Source organism: Nitriliruptor alkaliphilus DSM 45188, assembly GCF_000969705.1.
In the GTDB taxonomy this organism is placed as follows: Bacteria; Actinomycetota; Nitriliruptoria; order Nitriliruptorales; family Nitriliruptoraceae; genus Nitriliruptor; species Nitriliruptor alkaliphilus.
Map to the genome: position 1 here is coordinate 5329283 of NZ_KQ033901.1, position 15820 is coordinate 5345102.

A 15820-nucleotide genomic window follows, 5' to 3' on the forward strand; every position below is an offset into this window, starting at 1 on the left:
GGAGTGTGCCGCAGGGCAGAGCACCCGGCGTCGAACGGCACGTTGGATGAGGGTGGAGTAGCGGCTGCGGGCGTTAGTGACCGGGCAAGGGATGCGAATCCTCGGACGCACGTCACAGTCTGCAAGCATGCACACGCGCCGCCTGGAGGGCTCCCGTTGCAGCAAGCGCGTAGTTGGATCGTCGTGACCGTCGTGCTGGCGGCCTGTTCCAGTATCGACGACGGAGCTACTGAACGTTTCCGTGCGGACTTCACTACCTGCATGGAGAACCGTGGCGTGCCACTCGAGACCCTCGATGCGGCCGTCACGCGCACCGGCGAACTCCAGTTGCGTGGCTACAGCTACGAGGGCGAGGAGGAGGTCGCGGCCGATCATGGCACCGATTGCGAGAACCTACTTCTCCGCCGACACGGGCTGACGCCCGGCTGATCTGGGATCGGGACCTGCGGCGAGTCAGCCTGACGAACGCGGCAACGGGCGTTAGTCATCGTCAGCTTCCCGCGAGTTGGGTCGCGAGCTGCGCGATGAGGTCGAGCATGTCGATGTCGTCGTGGAGTTGATGTCGCAGGAACGCTCGGGTGACGCCTGCGGCTGCGTAGCCGCGTAGCTGTTCGGCGGCTTCGTCGGGGGTGCCGATGATCCAGGTGTTGCGCAGGTCGTCGAGCCAGGCGGTGACGTCGCCGGCCGTGCCGGACTGCTGCATGAATCGGGTCGCGCGCTGACGGATCTCGTCCTCATCGCGACCGAGGATGCAGCCGGTCATGATCGAGAACGGCAGCGCCTCGCGGTCGAGATGTTCGCAGGCACGGTCGACCGCGTCCTTGCGGTGGCGCGCTTCGGCGATGGTGGGGAAGGCGGTGTTGTACTCGTCTGCCCAACGGGCGGCCAGTTGTGCGCCGCGCTCGCCGGCACGGCCGCCCACGATGATGGGCAGCTGCGGCTGCACCGGAACGGGATTCGGGCGGCAGCCTGTGAGTTGGTAGTGCTCGCCGTCGAAGTCGAAACGTTCTCCGGCGAGCTGCCGGGCGATGATCTCGACCTGTTCGGCGAAGCGGTCGTAGCGCGTTCGGGTGTCGGGGAACGGCAGGCCGTAGGTGCGGTGCTCGCCAGCGTGCCAGCCGGCACCGATGCCGAGCTCGATCCGTCCGCCGGAGATGTGGTCGGCGGTGACCGCGCTCTTGGCGAGCACGGAGGGGTGCCGGAAGGTGGTCGGTGACACGAGCGTGCCCAGCCGGATCCGGGAGGTGACCGCAGCGAGCGCGGCGATGGTGGTCCAGGCGTCCAGCGAGCTGCGCTCGGGACGGTCCTGCATCGAGGCGTAGTGGTCGGAGCGGAACAGCCCCTCGATGCCTGCCTGTTCGGCGGCCTGCGCGAGGGCGAGCCACTGTGGCCAGGTCACGCTCTCCTGGCCGGCGATCATCAGGTCGATCCGCATCGCATCCCCTCGTCGTCGGCACCGTAGACGTCGACCGCGACGGACACGTCGGTCCGCTTGCTACGAGTGCGTGATCGTCAGGTCGCCAGAGATTCTCGATGCCGCGTCGCCCCCAAAGGTGTGCCGTTCAGCGACCTCGCGCTCTTGGCGCCAAACGACTCGGGGTGGCAACAGCCGCCGCTGCGACCTGGCGGATCCGGGGTTAGGCCGAGTTGGCCAGGGGGTGCTTCTCGATCTGGGAGACCCGCGAGGGCGTGACGCCGAGGAGTTGCGCGACATCGCGGACCGTCAGCCCAGCTGCGCGGAGTTCGGCGACCGCTGCAGGGGTCCGGCGGCGTGCTCGGTCGCTGAGCTCAGCCAGTTCACGGCGAAGGGCGAGGACCTCGAGGGTCTCGTCGGAGACCGCGACGCGCTTCAGCTCCGGCGTGATGTCTACCTCGAACGCGTCGTGTTCAACGTCGAGGACCAGCGCGATCGCGTCGCGGATGGCGGCATCTGCCTGGTCGAGCCGGCGCGACTGTGAGGCGACCTCACGTCCCTGGACGTCGTGTGCCACCAGCGACCACCAGTCGCCGTCACGAGTGGCGGTGACCTGGTAGGTGGTCATGTCCACCACTCCTCTCCGAGCTTGGCTGCCGCCTGGCGCAGGATCGACCTGGCCGTGCCCTCCGCGATCTCGCGGTGGTTCGGGATCGGGATGCGCAGACCGTCGAGCGAGAAGACCTCATGTCCGCCGGTGTTGCGCAGCGACGTGAACTCGAGCTTCGCGTCGCTGGCTGCGTCGCGGAGCTGTCTGATGAGGTCTCGTCGCTTCATGAGGGTAAGTGTAGGTGCTGCACAGGGTCAAGTTCAGACGATGCACTTACCTGTGCACAACCGCCTCATGGTGTGATGGGGGCACGGCGCGAGCGTGATGCGTAGCGTCGAGGATCTCGGCGGGCTGACTCCATAACCGCCTGCCGGCCGCCGTTTCGGCGGCGTCTGGCCTGATTACGAACTGCCGCCCGCCGGGATCCGCCTCTGGCGTGGCTCGAGACAGGAATGCGGCAGATCACTCGCATGAGGTATGCCCGCCAGGGGTCGACCGTCACCCACTGGTGGAAGGAGCCGTCATGACGGTCATGATCGGGATCGCACACCGCGGTCGCCCTCGACGAACACGACGCGGTGCTCGACGAGCTCCGCATCAACGCCGACACCCGCCAGATCGTCCGGCTGCTGGCGTGGGCCGACCGCTGGCCGGAACGGATCTGGGCCATCGAGAACGCCAACGGACTCGGATGGTTGCTCTCACGGCAGCTGCTCGAAGCTGACCAGCAGGTCCGCGACGCGCCCGCGGCGCTGTCGGCCCAGGTCCGCAAGCTGTCGGGCTCGGGGCACAAGACCGACGCCCACGATGCCCGCTCGACCGCGGTCGCGGGCCGTCATGCCCGCCGGCTGCGCACGGTCGTCCCGGACGGAGCCGCGCAGGTGCTGGGGCTGATCCTCGAGCGTTGCTGGCGGATCGTCTCGACCCGGCAGCGCGCCCTGGTCGCCATCCACGAACAGCTCGTGAAACTGGTCCCTGGCGGCGTTCCACGCAACCTGAGCGCGAACAAGACCGCAGCGGCGCTACGCAAGATCCACCCGACCGACCCGGTCGGGATGATGCGCCGCCTGACCGTGGTCGAGCTACTCGCCGAGCTGCGCAGCCTGGACCGCAAGCGCAAGACCATCGACGCCGAACTCGGCCAGGCGCTGGCCGACTACGGCACCTGCCTGATGGACATCGACGGGATCGGACCGGTCGCGGCCGCGACGATCATCTCCATCGTCGGTGACGTGCGGCGCTTCCCCGACGCCGACCACTTCGCCTCGTTCACCGGCACCGCACCCGTCGCCGCGTCCTCGGGCGAGGTGGTGCGCTACCGGCTCAACCTCGGCGGGCAGCGCGAGATGAACAAGGTCCTCCACATCGCCGCTCGGGTCCAGAGCAACCTGCCCAACAGCGCCGGACGGGTCTACGTCCACCGCAAGCTCGCCGAGGGCAAGACCCGCTCCGAAGCGACCCGTTCGCTCAAGCGACACCTGTCGAACGCGGTCTACCGCGCCCTGCAGGCCGACCTCGCGGCACGAGAGGTGTCCGGGGAGGACAACCAGGCCGCGTAGGTCAGACCGAAGCCGACAAAGACACTGACCTGGGATTCATCGAGTCACTTCCCCGGACCAGCTCACCGTAACGCTCACCCCGCCCGACGTCACCCGGCACCGGACTCAGCCACCTTGCGCCCGCACCACCCCAGGATCCGCCCGTTGACACAGACAGGGTTCGTATGTGCACGGTGCCCGCCCTCGCTGGAAGCGCCGGCGGCACCTGGCGCTTACGGTCCGACCGTGAGCCGGAGGAGGCCGAGCCATGGACGACGCAGCCGGGACCGGAGCGAGTGGGCCCGAACCGAACGGCGCGGACACCACCTCGACGCGCCCCGAGCGCGAGGCGACCTACTACCGGGACTACCTCGGGCTCGACGAGATCCTCGGGGCGATCCGGCCGGTGAGCCGCATGGCGGACGGGAAGCCGGCCCACGACGAGCACCTGTTCATCGTGACCCACCAGGCCTTCGAGCTGTGGTTCGCCCAGATGCTGCACGAGCTCGACGCCGTGCTCGCGGACCTCGATCGCGATCCGGTCCCAGACACCGCGATGGGCCAGGTGGTGCACCGCCTCGAGCGGATGGTCGTGATCGTCCCGACGTTGCTCTCGCAGTTCACGGTGCTCGAGACGATGACGCCGCTCGACTTCCTCGACTTCCGGGACGAACTGGTCCCGGCATCCGGCTTCCAGTCGGCCCAGTTCCGGCTGCTGGAGAACCGGCTCGGCCTGACGGCGAGCAAGCGCCTGAAGATCCAGGGGGCGGTCTACACCTCGCGGCTGGACGCGAGGGACGCGGCGACGGTCAGCGAGGCGGAGGAGGGACGCTCCCTACGGGCCGTCGTCGACGACTGGCTGGCGCGCACGCCGTTCGTGCGGCTCGACGGGTTCGACCTGTGGGCGGCGTACGGTGACGCGGTCCGCACGATGCTGGACCGCGACCGACGTCTGATCGCCTCGAACCCGTCGGTCGACGAGGTCGTGCGCGACCAGCAGCTGGCCAGCTTCGAACAGACGGAGGCCGCGTTCGCGACGCTGTTGGACCGCGACCGCTGGGACGACCTGCGGGCCCAGGGCAAGCGGGCCTTCTCGCACGAAGCGATCCGGGCGGCACTGCTCATCCAGCTCTACCGCGACCAACCGGCGCTGCACCTGCCGTTTCGCCTGCTGGTGGCCCTCGTCGACCTCGACACGGGGATGACCGCCTTCCGGCAGGCACACGCCCGGATGGTGCGTCGCGCGATCGGGGCGCGCGTCGGGACCGGGGGGACGTCGGGCCACGCCTACCTCGAGGCGGCGACGAGCAAGCACACCGTCTTCGGCGACCTGGCCGACCTCGCGACCTTCCACCTGCCGCGGCGGGAGCTGCCGGCGCTGCCGGAGCACGTCCGCCAGGAGATGGGCTTCCGCTACGACGCCGGTGGCGGCGGTGTCGGCGGTGGTGGCGCGGGGGCGTCCACCTCGTAGTCGACCGCGACCCGCAGCTCTCGGAGGGGGCGGACCACCGCGATCGAGCGCTGGTAGATCGGGTGCGCCTTGTAGGCCGCCAGCGCGTCCGCGTCGTCGAGCACGGCGTGGACGACGAGGTCGGGTTCGTCGTCGGTGCGCTCGTCGCTGCGGGTGTTGACGCCCACCTCGAAGCCGCGCACACCCGGGATGGCGGCCAGCGTGGCGAAGGTCGCGCGCATCGTCGGCAGGTCGGCGGGGTCGCGGGCGGTGAAGAACACCAGGTGGCGGATCACGGGTGCTCCGAGGTGTCGGGTGACGACGGGCGAGGTCGTAGCGGGCGCGGCGGGACCCTAGGTCAGGGCGGACGTGCAGCCGATGTGCCTTGCCGCAGGGTGCCCGTGGGTAGCCTCGCCAGATGCCACGCCGTCTCGGCCTCCTCGGGGGCACCTTCGACCCGCCCCACCTCGGTCACCTCGTGGTGGCCGAGTGCGCACGCGTGGAGCTGCCCCTCGACGAGGTCCGCCTGCTGGTCGCCGGGGAACCGTGGATGAAGGGGGCCGCGCCGACCAGCGCCGCCGACCGGGTCCGCCTCACCGAGGCCGCGGTCGCAGGCGACCCCCACCTGCGCGTCGACCTCCGCGAGGTCCACCGGGCCGGGCCGACCGTCACCGCCGACACGCTCGCCGACCTGCACGCCGAGGAACCGGACACCGACCTGTTCTTCCTCCTCGGTGAGGACGCCGCCGCGTCCCTGCCGAGCTGGAAGCGCGTCGAGGAGGCCTTCGACCTGGCCACCTTCGTCGTGGTGACCCGTCCCGGGCACCCAGCGCCGCCCGCGGCGACGCTCCCGGACCGGGTGATCCACCTCGAGGTCCCGCAGCTGGAGGTGTCGTCGACCGAGCTGCGTCACCGGTACGCGGCCGGTCTCGGGACCCGCTACCTGGTGCCGGATGCGGTCGAGGCGGCCATCGTCGAGCTCGGGCTCTACGGCACCCGCGAGGTGGTGCGGTGAGCGGCTACCCCGGCCAGGACCGCGTGCCCCCGAGCAGCCCGGCGGGGGCCGGCGGCGTCAGCCCACAGCCACGTCGACGGCGCGCCGACACCGGCGCATCGCCGCGATCGAAGCGGCGCCGCTCCAGGCCGACGCCGCCGCCGGCGGCGGGTCCTGGTACCGGGGCCGCGGGCGGTGACGCCGGCAGCCCGCGCCCCGGACGCCGGAAGAGCCAGAGCCAGACACGACGACGGGCAGCCCGTCTCCGCACCACGCTGGTGATCGGCCTCCTCGCGCTGATCGGCCTGGCGGTGGTGATCGTGGCGTTCAACCTCGTGGACCGGGCCCGCGACGCGGTCACCGGCGACCCCGCGGTCACCGCACCCGACGCGGCCACGGGGGACCCGCAGCCGGTCGTGACGATCGTGACCGTCGCCGACGGCCCGGACGGTCCCGAGGCGGTGTCCATCGCGCTGCTGGCGAGCGAGCGCGACAGCGGTCGCGGCACCATCCTGCTCGTGCCCACGGCGACGATCACCGACGTCCCCGGGCACGGCTCGTTCCGCCTCCGGGAGGCGTTCGACTTCGGCGGCGGACCCCTGGTCGGCGTCAGCGTCGACAACCTCCTGGGAATCCGCAGCGACGCGGTCGTGACCGTCACCGAGGACGGGTGGAGCACCCTGCTCGACCGGCTCGGCGGCGTCGAGGTCACCCTGTCGGCACCGCTGGTCGACCGAGACGCCGACGGCGGCGGCACCACGCTGCTGCCCGCCGGGACCCAGCGCCTCGACGGCGCGGGCCTGGCCACGCTGCTGACCCACCGCGATGACGCCGAGTCCGAGCTCGCTCAGCTCCCGCGGGTGCAGGCCGCCCTGACGGCCGTGCTCGACCGGCTGCTCGAGGCACCCGATCAGCTCGACGCGCTGTTCGCCGACGGGGCGCCGGAGCTGACGGTGACCGGCACCGTCGCCACCGGCGAGGCCGACACCGAGGACGTCGACGCAGGGCTGGTGCGGACCGTGCTGGCCGAGCTCGCCACCGCCCGCGCCGACGACCAGGTCACGACGTTGACGCTGTACGTGTCACCGCTCGGGACCGGGACCGAGGACGCCTACCGGGCGAACGCCGAGCGCGTCGCCACGCTGGTCGACGACCACCTCGCCGCGTCGAAGCCGGACCCGGGGGTGGCCGGTGGCCGCTCGCTGCAGGTGCTCAACGGCAACGGGATGCCGGGGGTCGGAGCCCTCGTCGCCGAGGTGCTCCAGCCCGCCGGGTACCGGGTGCTGCTCACGGGGAACGCCGACCGGTTCGACCACCGGATCACCCGCATCCTGGTCTACGACGAGGAACCGGAGACGCTCGCCGCGGCGAGGGACGTCCGCGACCGGCTCGGTGTCGGCGAGATCGAACGCTCCGGCACCCCCCAGTCGGTCGTCGACCTGACCATCGTGGTGGGTCTCGACTTCCCCGTCGGCGGCGCCGAGGCCAGCGACGAGGTGCCTGAGCTCGACCCGGGCGACCTCGACGACGACGGCTGACCCGTCCCCCCAGCCTCCCGCCTGTCCGTCCCCAGCCTCCCGCCTGTCCGTCCCCAGCCTCCCGCCTGTCCGTCCCCAGCCTCCCGCCCGGTGTGGTTCCCTTGGGGGCTCCCCCCGACGCATCCAAGGAACAACGTGCCCGCCACCGATGAGGCCGTCGCGCTCGCCGTCACCGCGGCGGACGCCGCCGACGACCGCAAGGCGACCGACCTCGCCATCCTCGAGGTCGCCGACATCCTCGCGGTCGTCGATCTGTTCCTGCTCGCCACCGCCGCCTCGGACCGCCAGCTCAAGGCGGTGGCCGACCGCATCGAGGAGCGGCTCCACGAGGACCACGGCCGCGAGGTCCTACGGCGCGAGGGCACGCCCGGCTCGGGCTGGATGCTGCTCGACTTCGGCGACCTGGTCTGCCAGCTGTTCGCCGAGGAGCAGCGCGACTACTACGCGCTCGACCGCCTGTGGGCCGACGTGCCGCGCCGTGACGTGCTGACGGGGGAGCGCAGCGCCGCGCCGGAGCCCGGTGCGGGGTCCGCGCGCGAAGCCGACGTGGAAGGTGGCCGCGTCCCGAACCCCTTCGACGTCGAGCTGACCGGGGAGGACGACGACGACCTCCAAGCCGACGCCGAGGTGGCCGACCTCGCCGCGGAGCTCGACGACCTCGATACCGACCTCGCAGACGACCTGCACGCCGACGGCGAGGCGGGGGCCGCGGGGGACCGGTGAGGCGCCTGGTCCTCGTCCGGCACGGCGAATCCATCTGGAACGCCGAACGTCGCATCCAGGGGCAGTCGTGCGCCGGCCTGTCGCCGCGCGGCCACGCCCAGGCGGCGGCCGCCGCGGTCGCGTTGGCGGCGCGGCACCCGGATGCCCGCCTCGTGACCTCGGACCTGCAGCGGACCCGCGAGACGGTCGCGCCGCTCGAGGCCGCGCTCGGCCGGCGTGCGGCACCCGACCCGCGGCTGCGCGAACGTTCCTTCGGCAGCTGGGAGCAGCGCCTGCGCGCCGAGGTCGCCGACCGCGACGTGGACCGGTGGCAGCGCTGGCTCGCCGGCGAGGACGTGGTCGGCGAGGTCGGCGGCGAGTCCGCCGAAGCGCTCGCCGACCGGGTCGAGCCGGTGCTGCGCGAGCTGCTCGACACCACCCCGGACGGTGGTGTGACGATCGCGGTCACCCACGGGGGACCGGTCTGGCAGGGCGTCCACCGAGTCACCGGCGTCGCGCCGGGCACGTTCGGCGGCGTGGACAACGCCTCCTTCCACGACCTGCTGAGCTACGGCGAGGGTGGCGCGGTGGTCCTCGATCGCTGGAACGAGGTCGGCCACGTGCCCACCCACCTGCGCAGCGGCTGGACCCTCGGAGTGTCCGAGGCGGTCCTCGGCGCGATCACTGCCGGCTCGGACGCGCCACCCGTCGGACGCTGACCCGTCGCCAGCTGACCCTCAACCCGGCGGGTCCACATCCCGATGAGGTGGGCAGGCCGACGACGGGGGCACGGGTGAGACCAGGACGTACGCCACGCATCCGGTTCGAGACCAGCGGTGTGTTGTTGCCGCTGCTCATCCTGCTCCTGGTCGTGCACGATGCCCCGAGTCCACTGGCGGCCGCCGCCGCGCTGCTCGCGACGCTGGCCGTCCACGAGGGCGGGCACGCGATCGCGGCCATCGTGCTCGGTGGCCGACCGACCGTCGGCCTCAACCCCCTCGGGGCGCACACCCTCACCCCCGAGATCGGCTACCTGTCCCGGCCACGCCGTGCGGTGCTCGTCGCCGCCGGACCGCTCGTCGGGCTCGCTGCGGCAGGGGGCGTGTGGCTCGCTCTCCACAGCGGGGTCCTGCCACTCAGCGCGTGGCCCTTCGCCTTCTGGTTCGCCTACGCCGGCCTCTACATCAACGCCTTCAACCTCGTCCCCGTGCCCGGGCTCGACGGTGCCAGGCTCGTGGAGCTCGCCATCAACGACAGCGGGTACCCGCGGCGGCGCCACGCCGTCACGGTGCTCTACGCCGTGACGGTCGCCGTCGCGGCCCTCTACGCGATCAGCATCGAGCAGTGGCTGCTGCTCGGCGTCGTCGCTCTCCTCGGTACCGCCGGCATCAGGTGTCGTCTGGCGAGCCCTGAGCAGCGGGCCGTCGACGTCACCGTGGCGGGCCTCGTCGACGACGGCGAGCAGCTCGTGCGTCTGGCCACGCGGGAGGCCGATGTCGGCGACGCCCTGGGTCAGCAGCTGGCGGCCACCGCACGCGCCAGCGCCGCCGTCATCCACGCCCGGGCGGGACGCCTCGACGAGGCACGTTCGCTCCTGGTCACCCAGGGTGACGAGTGGTCGCTGGAGCGGCTCGCGGTCGACCTGCTCGCCGACCCGCGGGCCGGCGCCGCACGTCTGGTGCGCTTCGTGGGGGACCGCACGGCGGGCACGGTCCCGCCGGCGCTGCTCGACCGGGCGAGCACCGAGCAGCTCCTCGACCTGGCGGTGGAACGGGCCGCGAAGCTGGACATGAACGATCACGCGCTGGTGGTCAGCGTGCTGAACGCGGCGAACTGGAACCACCACGCGTCGCGGGCGGCGCTCGCCCTGTGGCACCGCGGCCTCGGTCCCGATGCGGCGCTGCAGCTCGCGATCGTCCGCGGCGCCCTCGGTGACGACCACGGCGCGGCCACCTGGCTGCTCGCGGCGCGCCGGGCGGGCGGCGACGTGCGGACCTTCGCCACCTACGCGACGGAACTGGACGGTGCCCGCCGTGACCCACGTGTGGCGCGGCTCCTCGTCGGTGCGCCGCGCGCCAGCTCGGCCCCTGTGGCTCCTCCCGCCTGACGGTCCCCGCGGGCCGTCAGGTCACCTCACGGCGCGAGGGCGGACGTCAGCAGGTGGGCCGCGGCGCGACCGGAGCGGACCGCGCCCTCGACGCGGCCGCCCGCGAACGCGTCGCCGGCGAACGCGATCGGTGCCGGGGCGTGGTCGAGGAGCGCGAGGTCGTCGCCCCCGGGTGGTGGCCCGGTCGGGGTCGCGTAGCGCCAGCGGTGGACGTACACAGCGGAGGCATCGACGCCGAGGTGCGGGCGGGCTGCGGTCAGCACGTGGTCGGCGATCTCCTCGTCCGAGGCCCCCCACAGGTCGCGGCTCACATCGGGGCTGGCGTGCACGACCACGGCCGGGGTCGATGAGGTCCCCTTCCGTAGCCCGTCGCCGAGCCAGCTGACCGGTCCGTCGGCGAGGCGCAACGCCCCCTCGTTCGGCAGCGAGGTCGGGCCGGTGGGGATCGCGAGCAGCGCGATGGTCGGGTCGTAGGTGACGGGTCGGAGCGCCGTCTCGGCGTGCTCGGTCAGCTCGACCCCGCCGGCGTCGAGCAGCGCGAGGGTCTGGGGGACCGGTGCCGTGCACAGCACGGCGGTCGCGGTGAGGCGGACCGGGTCGCTGCGGTCGACGGGTACCGCGCTGACGAGCCACCCTCCTGGATCGGCACGCACCTCGGTGACGCGGAGGCCGGTGCGCACGTCCGGCAGCGGCGCGGCGAGGTGTTCGGCGAGGGATCGCATCCGCGGGCTGCCGCGGAAGCGCGGGTGCCCGTCGCGGGCCGTGTCGGACCGTGCTGGCGCGTCCGGGGAGCCGGTGAACCACGGCACGAGCACACCCGCCCGCCGCCACCCGTCGAACACGTCCCGCACGTCGTCGTGCTTGGTGGTCACGAACTGGGCGCCGTGGTCGAAGTCGGCCTCGCCGATGCGGCGCGAGGCGAGCCGACCCCCGACGGCGCGCCCCTTGTCCACGACGGTCACCTCGTGGCCGGTGGCCGCGAGGTCGCGTGCCGCGGTCAGGCCGGACGCGCCGGCACCGATCACGACCACGCGGGCACGACTCGCGGGACCGGTCGTCGGGGTGGGCTCGGGCACGGGACCTCCTGACGGGAGGTTCGTGACCGTACGCCCCCCGGGCCGGTCGACGGCGTCAGGCGCCGACGCGATCGAGCGGGCCGTCCATCAGCACGCGACGGACCGCCGGGGCCGACCCCGCGGCCAGGGCGCGGTCGGCCACCTCACGGGCCTCCTCCAGGTCGACCGCGCGCACGGCACGCTTGACCGCCGGCACCGCCGGCGGGGGGACGCTCAGCTCACGTACGCCGAGGCCCACCAGCACCTGGACAGCGGCCGGATCGCTGGCGAGGTCGCCGCAGACGGCGACCGGAACGCCGGCTCGAGCCCCTGCGTCGCACACCGTTCGCACGAGCCCGAGGATGGCCGGGTGCAGCGGGTCGGCCAGGTGGGCGACGGCGCTGTTGCCCCGTTCAGCGGCCATGACGTACTGGGTCAGGTCGTTGGTGCCGATCGACAGGAAGTCGACCTCGGCCACCACGTCATCGGCCAGGAGCGCGAGCGCCGGGACCTCGACCATCGCGCCGAGCTGCAGGTCGTCGGCGACCGTCAGCCCGTCCGCCCGCAGCTGGGTGCGCGCCTCCTCCAGCAGACGCCGCGCCGCGTGGATCTCGGCCACGGTCGAGACCATCGGCAGCATCACCCGCAGCGGGTGCTCGGCGGCGACCCGCAGCGCCGCACGCAGCTGGGTGGTGAGCAGCGCCGGCCGCTCGAGCCCGAGCCGCAGCCCGCGCGTACCGAGGAAGGGGTTGAGCTCCTCGGGTAGCTCGAGGTAGGGCAACGGCTTGTCGCCACCGACGTCGAGGGTGCGCAGGACCACCGGTCGCCCCGCGAGGGCCCGGCAGGCCTGGCCGTAGACCTCGACCTGCTCGTCCTCGTCGGGTGCCGCGGCGCGGTCGAGGAACAGCAGTTCGCTGCGCAGGAGTCCGACACCGTCGGCGCCCGCCGCGTACGCCCGCGCGGCGTCACCGGCGACGCCGATGTTCGCGACCACCTCGATGTGGGTCCCATCGCGGGTCGTCGCGGGGTCGGCGGCCTCCCGGCGAGCCACCTCGGCGTCGGCCCGCTGGTCCGCGATGGTGCTGCGAGCTCCGGCGAGCTCGTCCGGATCGGGGTCGACGTGGATCAGCCCCCGCGTACCGTCGACGATCACCTGCGTCCCGTCGGTCAGCCGGGTGGCGGCTGGCCCGGCTGCCACCACGGTCGGGATGCCGAGCGACCGGGCGATCAGCGCGGCGTGGGACGTCGGGCTACCGACCGCGGTGACGATCGCATCCACGCGATCGGGGTCGATGCGTGCCGCGTCCGCGGGTGCGAGATCGTGGGCGACCAGGACGCCGTGCGGTGGGGGGAGCGCCGCGTCGATCCCGAGCAGTCGCGTCAGCACCTCGGCACCGACCGCCCGGACGTCGGCGGCCCGTTCGGCGAGGTAGGGGTCCTCTAGCCCCGCGTAGGTGTCGGCCAGCGCGGTCACGGCGCGGTGCCACGCCGACGCCGCGTCGAGGCGGTCCTCGGTGATCGCTGCCGTGGCGGGGTCGAGCAGGAGCGGGTCCTCGAGCAGCAGCAGGTGCGCGGTGAGCATCTCGCCGGCGTCCCCGCCCGCCCTCCGGGTCAGCTCGTCGCGGGAGCGGCTGATCGTCGTCGCTGCCGCCGTGAGCGCGGCGTCGAGGCGGCGGCGTTCGGGGGCGGTGTCATCCACCCGGCGCGCTGGCACGGTCGGCAGGTCCGGTCCGTCGAGACGGTGGACGGGACCGACGGCCAGCCCGGGGGAAGCCGCCAGACCGTGCAGCGATCCGTCCACGGTCGGGTCGCCGCTCGAGCCGTTCTCCGCGTCGTCGGCCGGCGACGCCAGCACCTGCTCGGACGCGTCGGCCGGGTCGCCGAAGCGGTCGTCGGCCAGGGCCCGCAGCGCCGCGAGCACCGCGTCCGCGTCCTCACCGCGGGCCCGGGCCAGCAGCGCGTCGCCCCGACGGGCGCCGAGCGTGGTGATGCCCGCGAGGCTGGTGGCGGGGACGGGCACCCCCGCCCGGTCGGGATCGGCGTGCTCGAGGGTCACGACGGCTGAGAATCGCGACACGGTCTCGACGATCCGGGCGGCGGGACGCGCGTGCAGACCGAGGGCGCCGGTGACGGGGAGGGAGGTGGTGGCGTCGTCCGCATCCCGTTCGCCGTCTGCGCCCTGGGCGGCAGCGCCCCTGGAGGTCGGCGTCGCCGGTGACGCGACCCCGAGGTGGGCGGCCTTCCCGACCAGTCCGGCGCGTGCCTCGGCAGCGACCCCCGCGAGGTCGGCGCCGGCCGTCGCCTGCACCGCCGCCGCCACCAGGCCCTCCACGAGGGGGGCGTCGCACAGCAGCACGCGGTCAGCCCGCCCCAGGGGCAGGAGATCGACGGCCATCTCCGCCGAGAGGACCGCGCTGCCGAGGTCCATGAGGACGAGCACCCCGTCGTCCCCGTCGACCTCCTCGATGGCCGCGAGCACCCGGACCGCGTCGGTGCCGAGCGGTGCGTCGGGATCGTCGACCCCACCGGCCAGCGCGAGCCGCAGATCCTCGCCCGCCATCTCACGCGCCAGCTCACCCGCCGCAGCCGCGAGCGCGGCGCTGTGCGACACGACCACGATCCCGACCGACATCAGGCTCCCCGATCCGTCACGTCGAGGGTCTGCGCCGCAGCCCGCACCAGCAGCGACGACGAGGTCGCCCCCGGATCCTGGTGCCCGGCGCTGCGCTCCCCGAGGTAGCTGGCACGACCCTTGCGAGCGACCATAGGGATGGTCGCGAGCATCCCGGTCTCCGCGGCGTCCACCGCCGCCTGCAGCGCGGTGCGCAACGGCGCCCCGCTCGCCGTGGCCTCCTCGAGGGCCGACACCGCCGGTAGCAGCGCGTCGAGCATGGTCTTGTCCCCGGCCGAGGCCTTCCCCCGCGCCGCGACCCCGTCCACGCCGGCACGGACGGCGGCGGCGAACCCGGTGGGGGAGAGCGCGCCCTGGGTACCACCGCTGGTCCCGAGGGCGAGGAAGAAGCTGCCGTAGAGGGGGCCGCTCGCGCCCCCGACGGCCGAGATGAGCTGCATCGCGACCGTGCGGCCGAACCCGGCCACGTCCGACGGGCGTTCGGCGTCCAGAGCCAGCAGCACGGCTCGGGCGCCGCGGCGGAGGTTGGTGCCGTGGTCAGCGTCACCGATCGCCGCGTCGAGCGAGCTGAGCTCGTCCGCGCGTCCCTCGACGACCTCGGCGAAGCGGCGGAACCAGGCGACCAGGTCGTCGGTGGTGACCACCTGCGCCGCGCGATCGTCGGTGATCTCGGTGGCAGGTCGCAGCGTCACCATCAGACCCCCCACCGCAGCGCCGCCGTGTCGACGGGCGCGTCCCACAGCCGCGTCAGCTCGTCGTCGAGCCTGAGCAGCGTGACCGAGCAGCCGGCCATCTCCAGCGAGGTGATGTAGGAACCGACGAGGCTGCGTTCGATGGTCACGCCGCGTTCGCCGAGGATCTCGGCCACCTCGTTGAAGACGACGTACAGCTCGATCAGCGGCGTGGCGCCCATGCCGTTGACGAACGCCAGCACCCGGTCCCCGGAGGCGAAGGGCAGGTCGTCGAGGATCGGCTCGGTCAGGGCACGCGCGACCTCGGCCGCGGTCGCGAGCGGACGGCGTTCGCGGCCCGGCTCGCCGTGGATGCCAATGCCGACCTCCATCTCGTCCTCGCCGAGCTCGAAGGTCGGACGTCCGGCGGCGGGCACCGTGCAGGAGGTCAGCGCGATGCCCATGCTGCGCGAGCCCGCGTTGACCTGGCGGCACAGATCGGCGACCTCCTTGAGGTCACGGCCCTCCTCGGCGGCGGCGCCACAGATCTTCTCCGCGAGCACGGTGGCGCCGACGCCGCGGCGGCCGGCCGTGAAGGTGCTGTCCTGGACGGCCACGTCGTCGTCGATGACCACCGCCTCGACGTCGATGCCCGCGCTCTTGGCGAGCTCGGCCGCCATCTCGAAGTTGAGGACGTCGCCGGTGTAGTTCTTGACGATGTGCAGCACGCCGGCACCGGCGTCGATGCGCTCGGTGGCCTCCAGCATCTGGTCGGGCGTCGGCGAGGTGAAGACCTCACCCGGACAGGCGGCGTCGAGCATCCCGCGCCCGACGAAGCCGCCGTGCAAGGGCTCGTGGCCCGAGCCTCCGCCCGACAGCAACCCGACCTTGCCGGTGACGGGGGCATCTCCGCGGACGATCAGCTTGCGCTCGACATCCACCGACAGCGCCGGGTGCGCCGCGGCGACCCCTCGTAGCGCGTCGGTGACGATCGTCTCGGGTGAGTTGATGAGCTTCTTCACGGTCGTTCTCCCTCCGCGGCGTCGGGACGCCGCTCGTCACTGGTTGTAGCTCTCGGACGGTGCCGGCCGCACGGGTCTCCGCGAGGA

General features: G+C 73.0%; 15 protein-coding genes and 1 pseudogene. 8 read left to right on the top strand and 8 right to left on the bottom strand.

The genetic code is table 11. The features are described 5' to 3' along the window. The first annotated feature begins 183 nt into the window (after positions 1–183). Positions 184–429: a hypothetical protein gene (locus NITAL_RS28330; protein WP_169786954.1), complete on the top strand. Its 246-nt coding sequence runs from the start codon at positions 184–186 to the stop codon at positions 427–429. A 61-nt stretch (positions 430–490) separates the two neighbouring features. Here the strand turns inward: NITAL_RS28330 and NITAL_RS24925 are convergent, their stop codons facing one another. The 3 genes from NITAL_RS24925 to NITAL_RS24935 form a co-directional block, all read right to left on the bottom strand. Further along, positions 491–1435: a TIGR03560 family F420-dependent LLM class oxidoreductase gene (locus NITAL_RS24925; protein WP_052668937.1), complete on the bottom strand. Its 945-nt coding sequence runs from the start codon at positions 1433–1435 to the stop codon at positions 491–493. Positions 1436–1637: 202 nt separating this feature from the next. Next, a complete protein-coding gene (locus tag NITAL_RS24930) occupies positions 1638–2042 on the bottom strand; it encodes a helix-turn-helix domain-containing protein (protein ID WP_052668938.1) in 405 nt (134 codons plus the stop codon). Further along, complete coding sequence (locus NITAL_RS24935; protein ID WP_052668939.1) at positions 2039–2251, bottom strand: type II toxin-antitoxin system HicA family toxin; 213 nt, start codon at positions 2249–2251, stop codon at positions 2039–2041. Before NITAL_RS24935 ends, NITAL_RS24930 begins: the two co-directional genes overlap by 4 nt. Positions 2252–2575: 324 nt before the next feature. Between NITAL_RS24935 and NITAL_RS24940 the strand changes: the two are divergent. Both NITAL_RS24940 and NITAL_RS24945 read left to right on the top strand, forming a co-directional pair. Beyond that, positions 2576–3583 (top strand): annotated as a pseudogene (locus tag NITAL_RS24940) (transposase); the annotation flags it as partial. A 247-nt stretch (positions 3584–3830) separates the two neighbouring features. Further along, a complete protein-coding gene (locus NITAL_RS24945; RefSeq protein WP_083442003.1) occupies positions 3831–5033 on the top strand; it encodes a tryptophan 2,3-dioxygenase family protein in 1203 nt (400 codons plus the stop codon). Here the strand turns inward: NITAL_RS24945 and NITAL_RS24950 are convergent. Continuing rightward, entirely contained in the window at positions 4976–5308 is a 333-nt protein-coding gene (locus tag NITAL_RS24950; protein ID WP_052668941.1) for a Dabb family protein, read from the bottom strand. The two genes, NITAL_RS24945 and NITAL_RS24950, sit on opposite strands and share 58 nt — an antisense overlap. Before the next feature lie 122 nt (positions 5309–5430). On the opposite strand from NITAL_RS24950, the gene nadD reads away from it, so the two are divergent. From nadD to NITAL_RS24975, 5 genes are all read left to right on the top strand, one after another. Beyond that, a complete protein-coding gene (gene nadD / locus NITAL_RS24955) occupies positions 5431–6027 on the top strand; it encodes a nicotinate-nucleotide adenylyltransferase (protein ID WP_052668942.1) in 597 nt (198 codons plus the stop codon). A gap of 257 nt (positions 6028–6284) precedes the next feature. After that, complete coding sequence (locus tag NITAL_RS24960) at positions 6285–7544, top strand: LCP family protein (RefSeq protein WP_052668943.1); 1260 nt, start codon at positions 6285–6287, stop codon at positions 7542–7544. A gap of 135 nt (positions 7545–7679) precedes the next feature. Then, entirely contained in the window at positions 7680–8267 is a 588-nt protein-coding gene (gene rsfS / locus NITAL_RS28750; protein WP_083442005.1) for a ribosome silencing factor, read from the top strand. Continuing rightward, a complete protein-coding gene (locus NITAL_RS24970; RefSeq protein ID WP_052668944.1) occupies positions 8264–8965 on the top strand; it encodes a histidine phosphatase family protein in 702 nt (233 codons plus the stop codon). The genes rsfS and NITAL_RS24970 overlap by 4 nt, the downstream gene beginning before the upstream one ends. Before the next feature lie 74 nt (positions 8966–9039). Beyond that, the gene (locus NITAL_RS24975; RefSeq protein ID WP_157042081.1) at positions 9040–10353 is read left to right on the top strand and encodes a metalloprotease; all 1314 of its coding nucleotides are present in this window, start codon (positions 9040–9042) and stop codon (positions 10351–10353) included. Between the two features lie 26 nt (positions 10354–10379). Here NITAL_RS24975 and NITAL_RS24980 read toward each other — a convergent pair whose 3' ends face one another. From NITAL_RS24980 to dhaK, 4 genes are read right to left on the bottom strand one after another with little or no spacing between them, the layout of a single operon-like run. Next, complete coding sequence (locus tag NITAL_RS24980; RefSeq protein WP_052668946.1) at positions 10380–11429, bottom strand: NAD(P)/FAD-dependent oxidoreductase; 1050 nt, start codon at positions 11427–11429, stop codon at positions 10380–10382. A 55-nt stretch (positions 11430–11484) separates the two neighbouring features. Continuing rightward, complete coding sequence (gene ptsP / locus NITAL_RS24985; protein ID WP_052668947.1) at positions 11485–14040, bottom strand: phosphoenolpyruvate--protein phosphotransferase; 2556 nt, start codon at positions 14038–14040, stop codon at positions 11485–11487. After that, positions 14040–14735: a dihydroxyacetone kinase subunit DhaL gene (gene dhaL / locus NITAL_RS24990; protein ID WP_083442326.1), complete on the bottom strand. Its 696-nt coding sequence runs from the start codon at positions 14733–14735 to the stop codon at positions 14040–14042. Before dhaL ends, ptsP begins: the two co-directional genes overlap by 1 nt. Then, positions 14735–15733 (bottom strand): dihydroxyacetone kinase subunit DhaK, encoded by a 999-nt coding sequence (dhaK, locus tag NITAL_RS24995; protein ID WP_052668948.1) that lies wholly within the window; start codon positions 15731–15733, stop codon positions 14735–14737. The genes dhaL and dhaK overlap by 1 nt, the downstream gene beginning before the upstream one ends. Between the last annotated feature and the right edge of the window lie 87 nt (positions 15734–15820).

Excerpts from the sequence above, each read along its gene's own strand:
- NITAL_RS24925 (WP_052668937.1), bottom strand. The coding sequence starts at position 1,435 with ATGCGGATCGACCTGATGATCGCCGGCCAGGAGAGCGTGACCTGGCCA.
- NITAL_RS24930 (WP_052668938.1), bottom strand. The coding sequence starts at position 2,042 with ATGACCACCTACCAGGTCACCGCCACTCGTGACGGCGACTGGTGGTCG.
- NITAL_RS24935 (WP_052668939.1), bottom strand. The coding sequence starts at position 2,251 with ATGAAGCGACGAGACCTCATCAGACAGCTCCGCGACGCAGCCAGCGAC.
- NITAL_RS24945 (WP_083442003.1), top strand. The coding sequence starts at position 3,831 with ATGGACGACGCAGCCGGGACCGGAGCGAGTGGGCCCGAACCGAACGGC.
- nadD (WP_052668942.1), top strand. The coding sequence starts at position 5,431 with ATGCCACGCCGTCTCGGCCTCCTCGGGGGCACCTTCGACCCGCCCCAC.
- ptsP (WP_052668947.1), bottom strand. The coding sequence starts at position 14,040 with ATGTCGGTCGGGATCGTGGTCGTGTCGCACAGCGCCGCGCTCGCGGCT.
- dhaL (WP_083442326.1), bottom strand. The coding sequence starts at position 14,735 with ATGGTGACGCTGCGACCTGCCACCGAGATCACCGACGATCGCGCGGCG.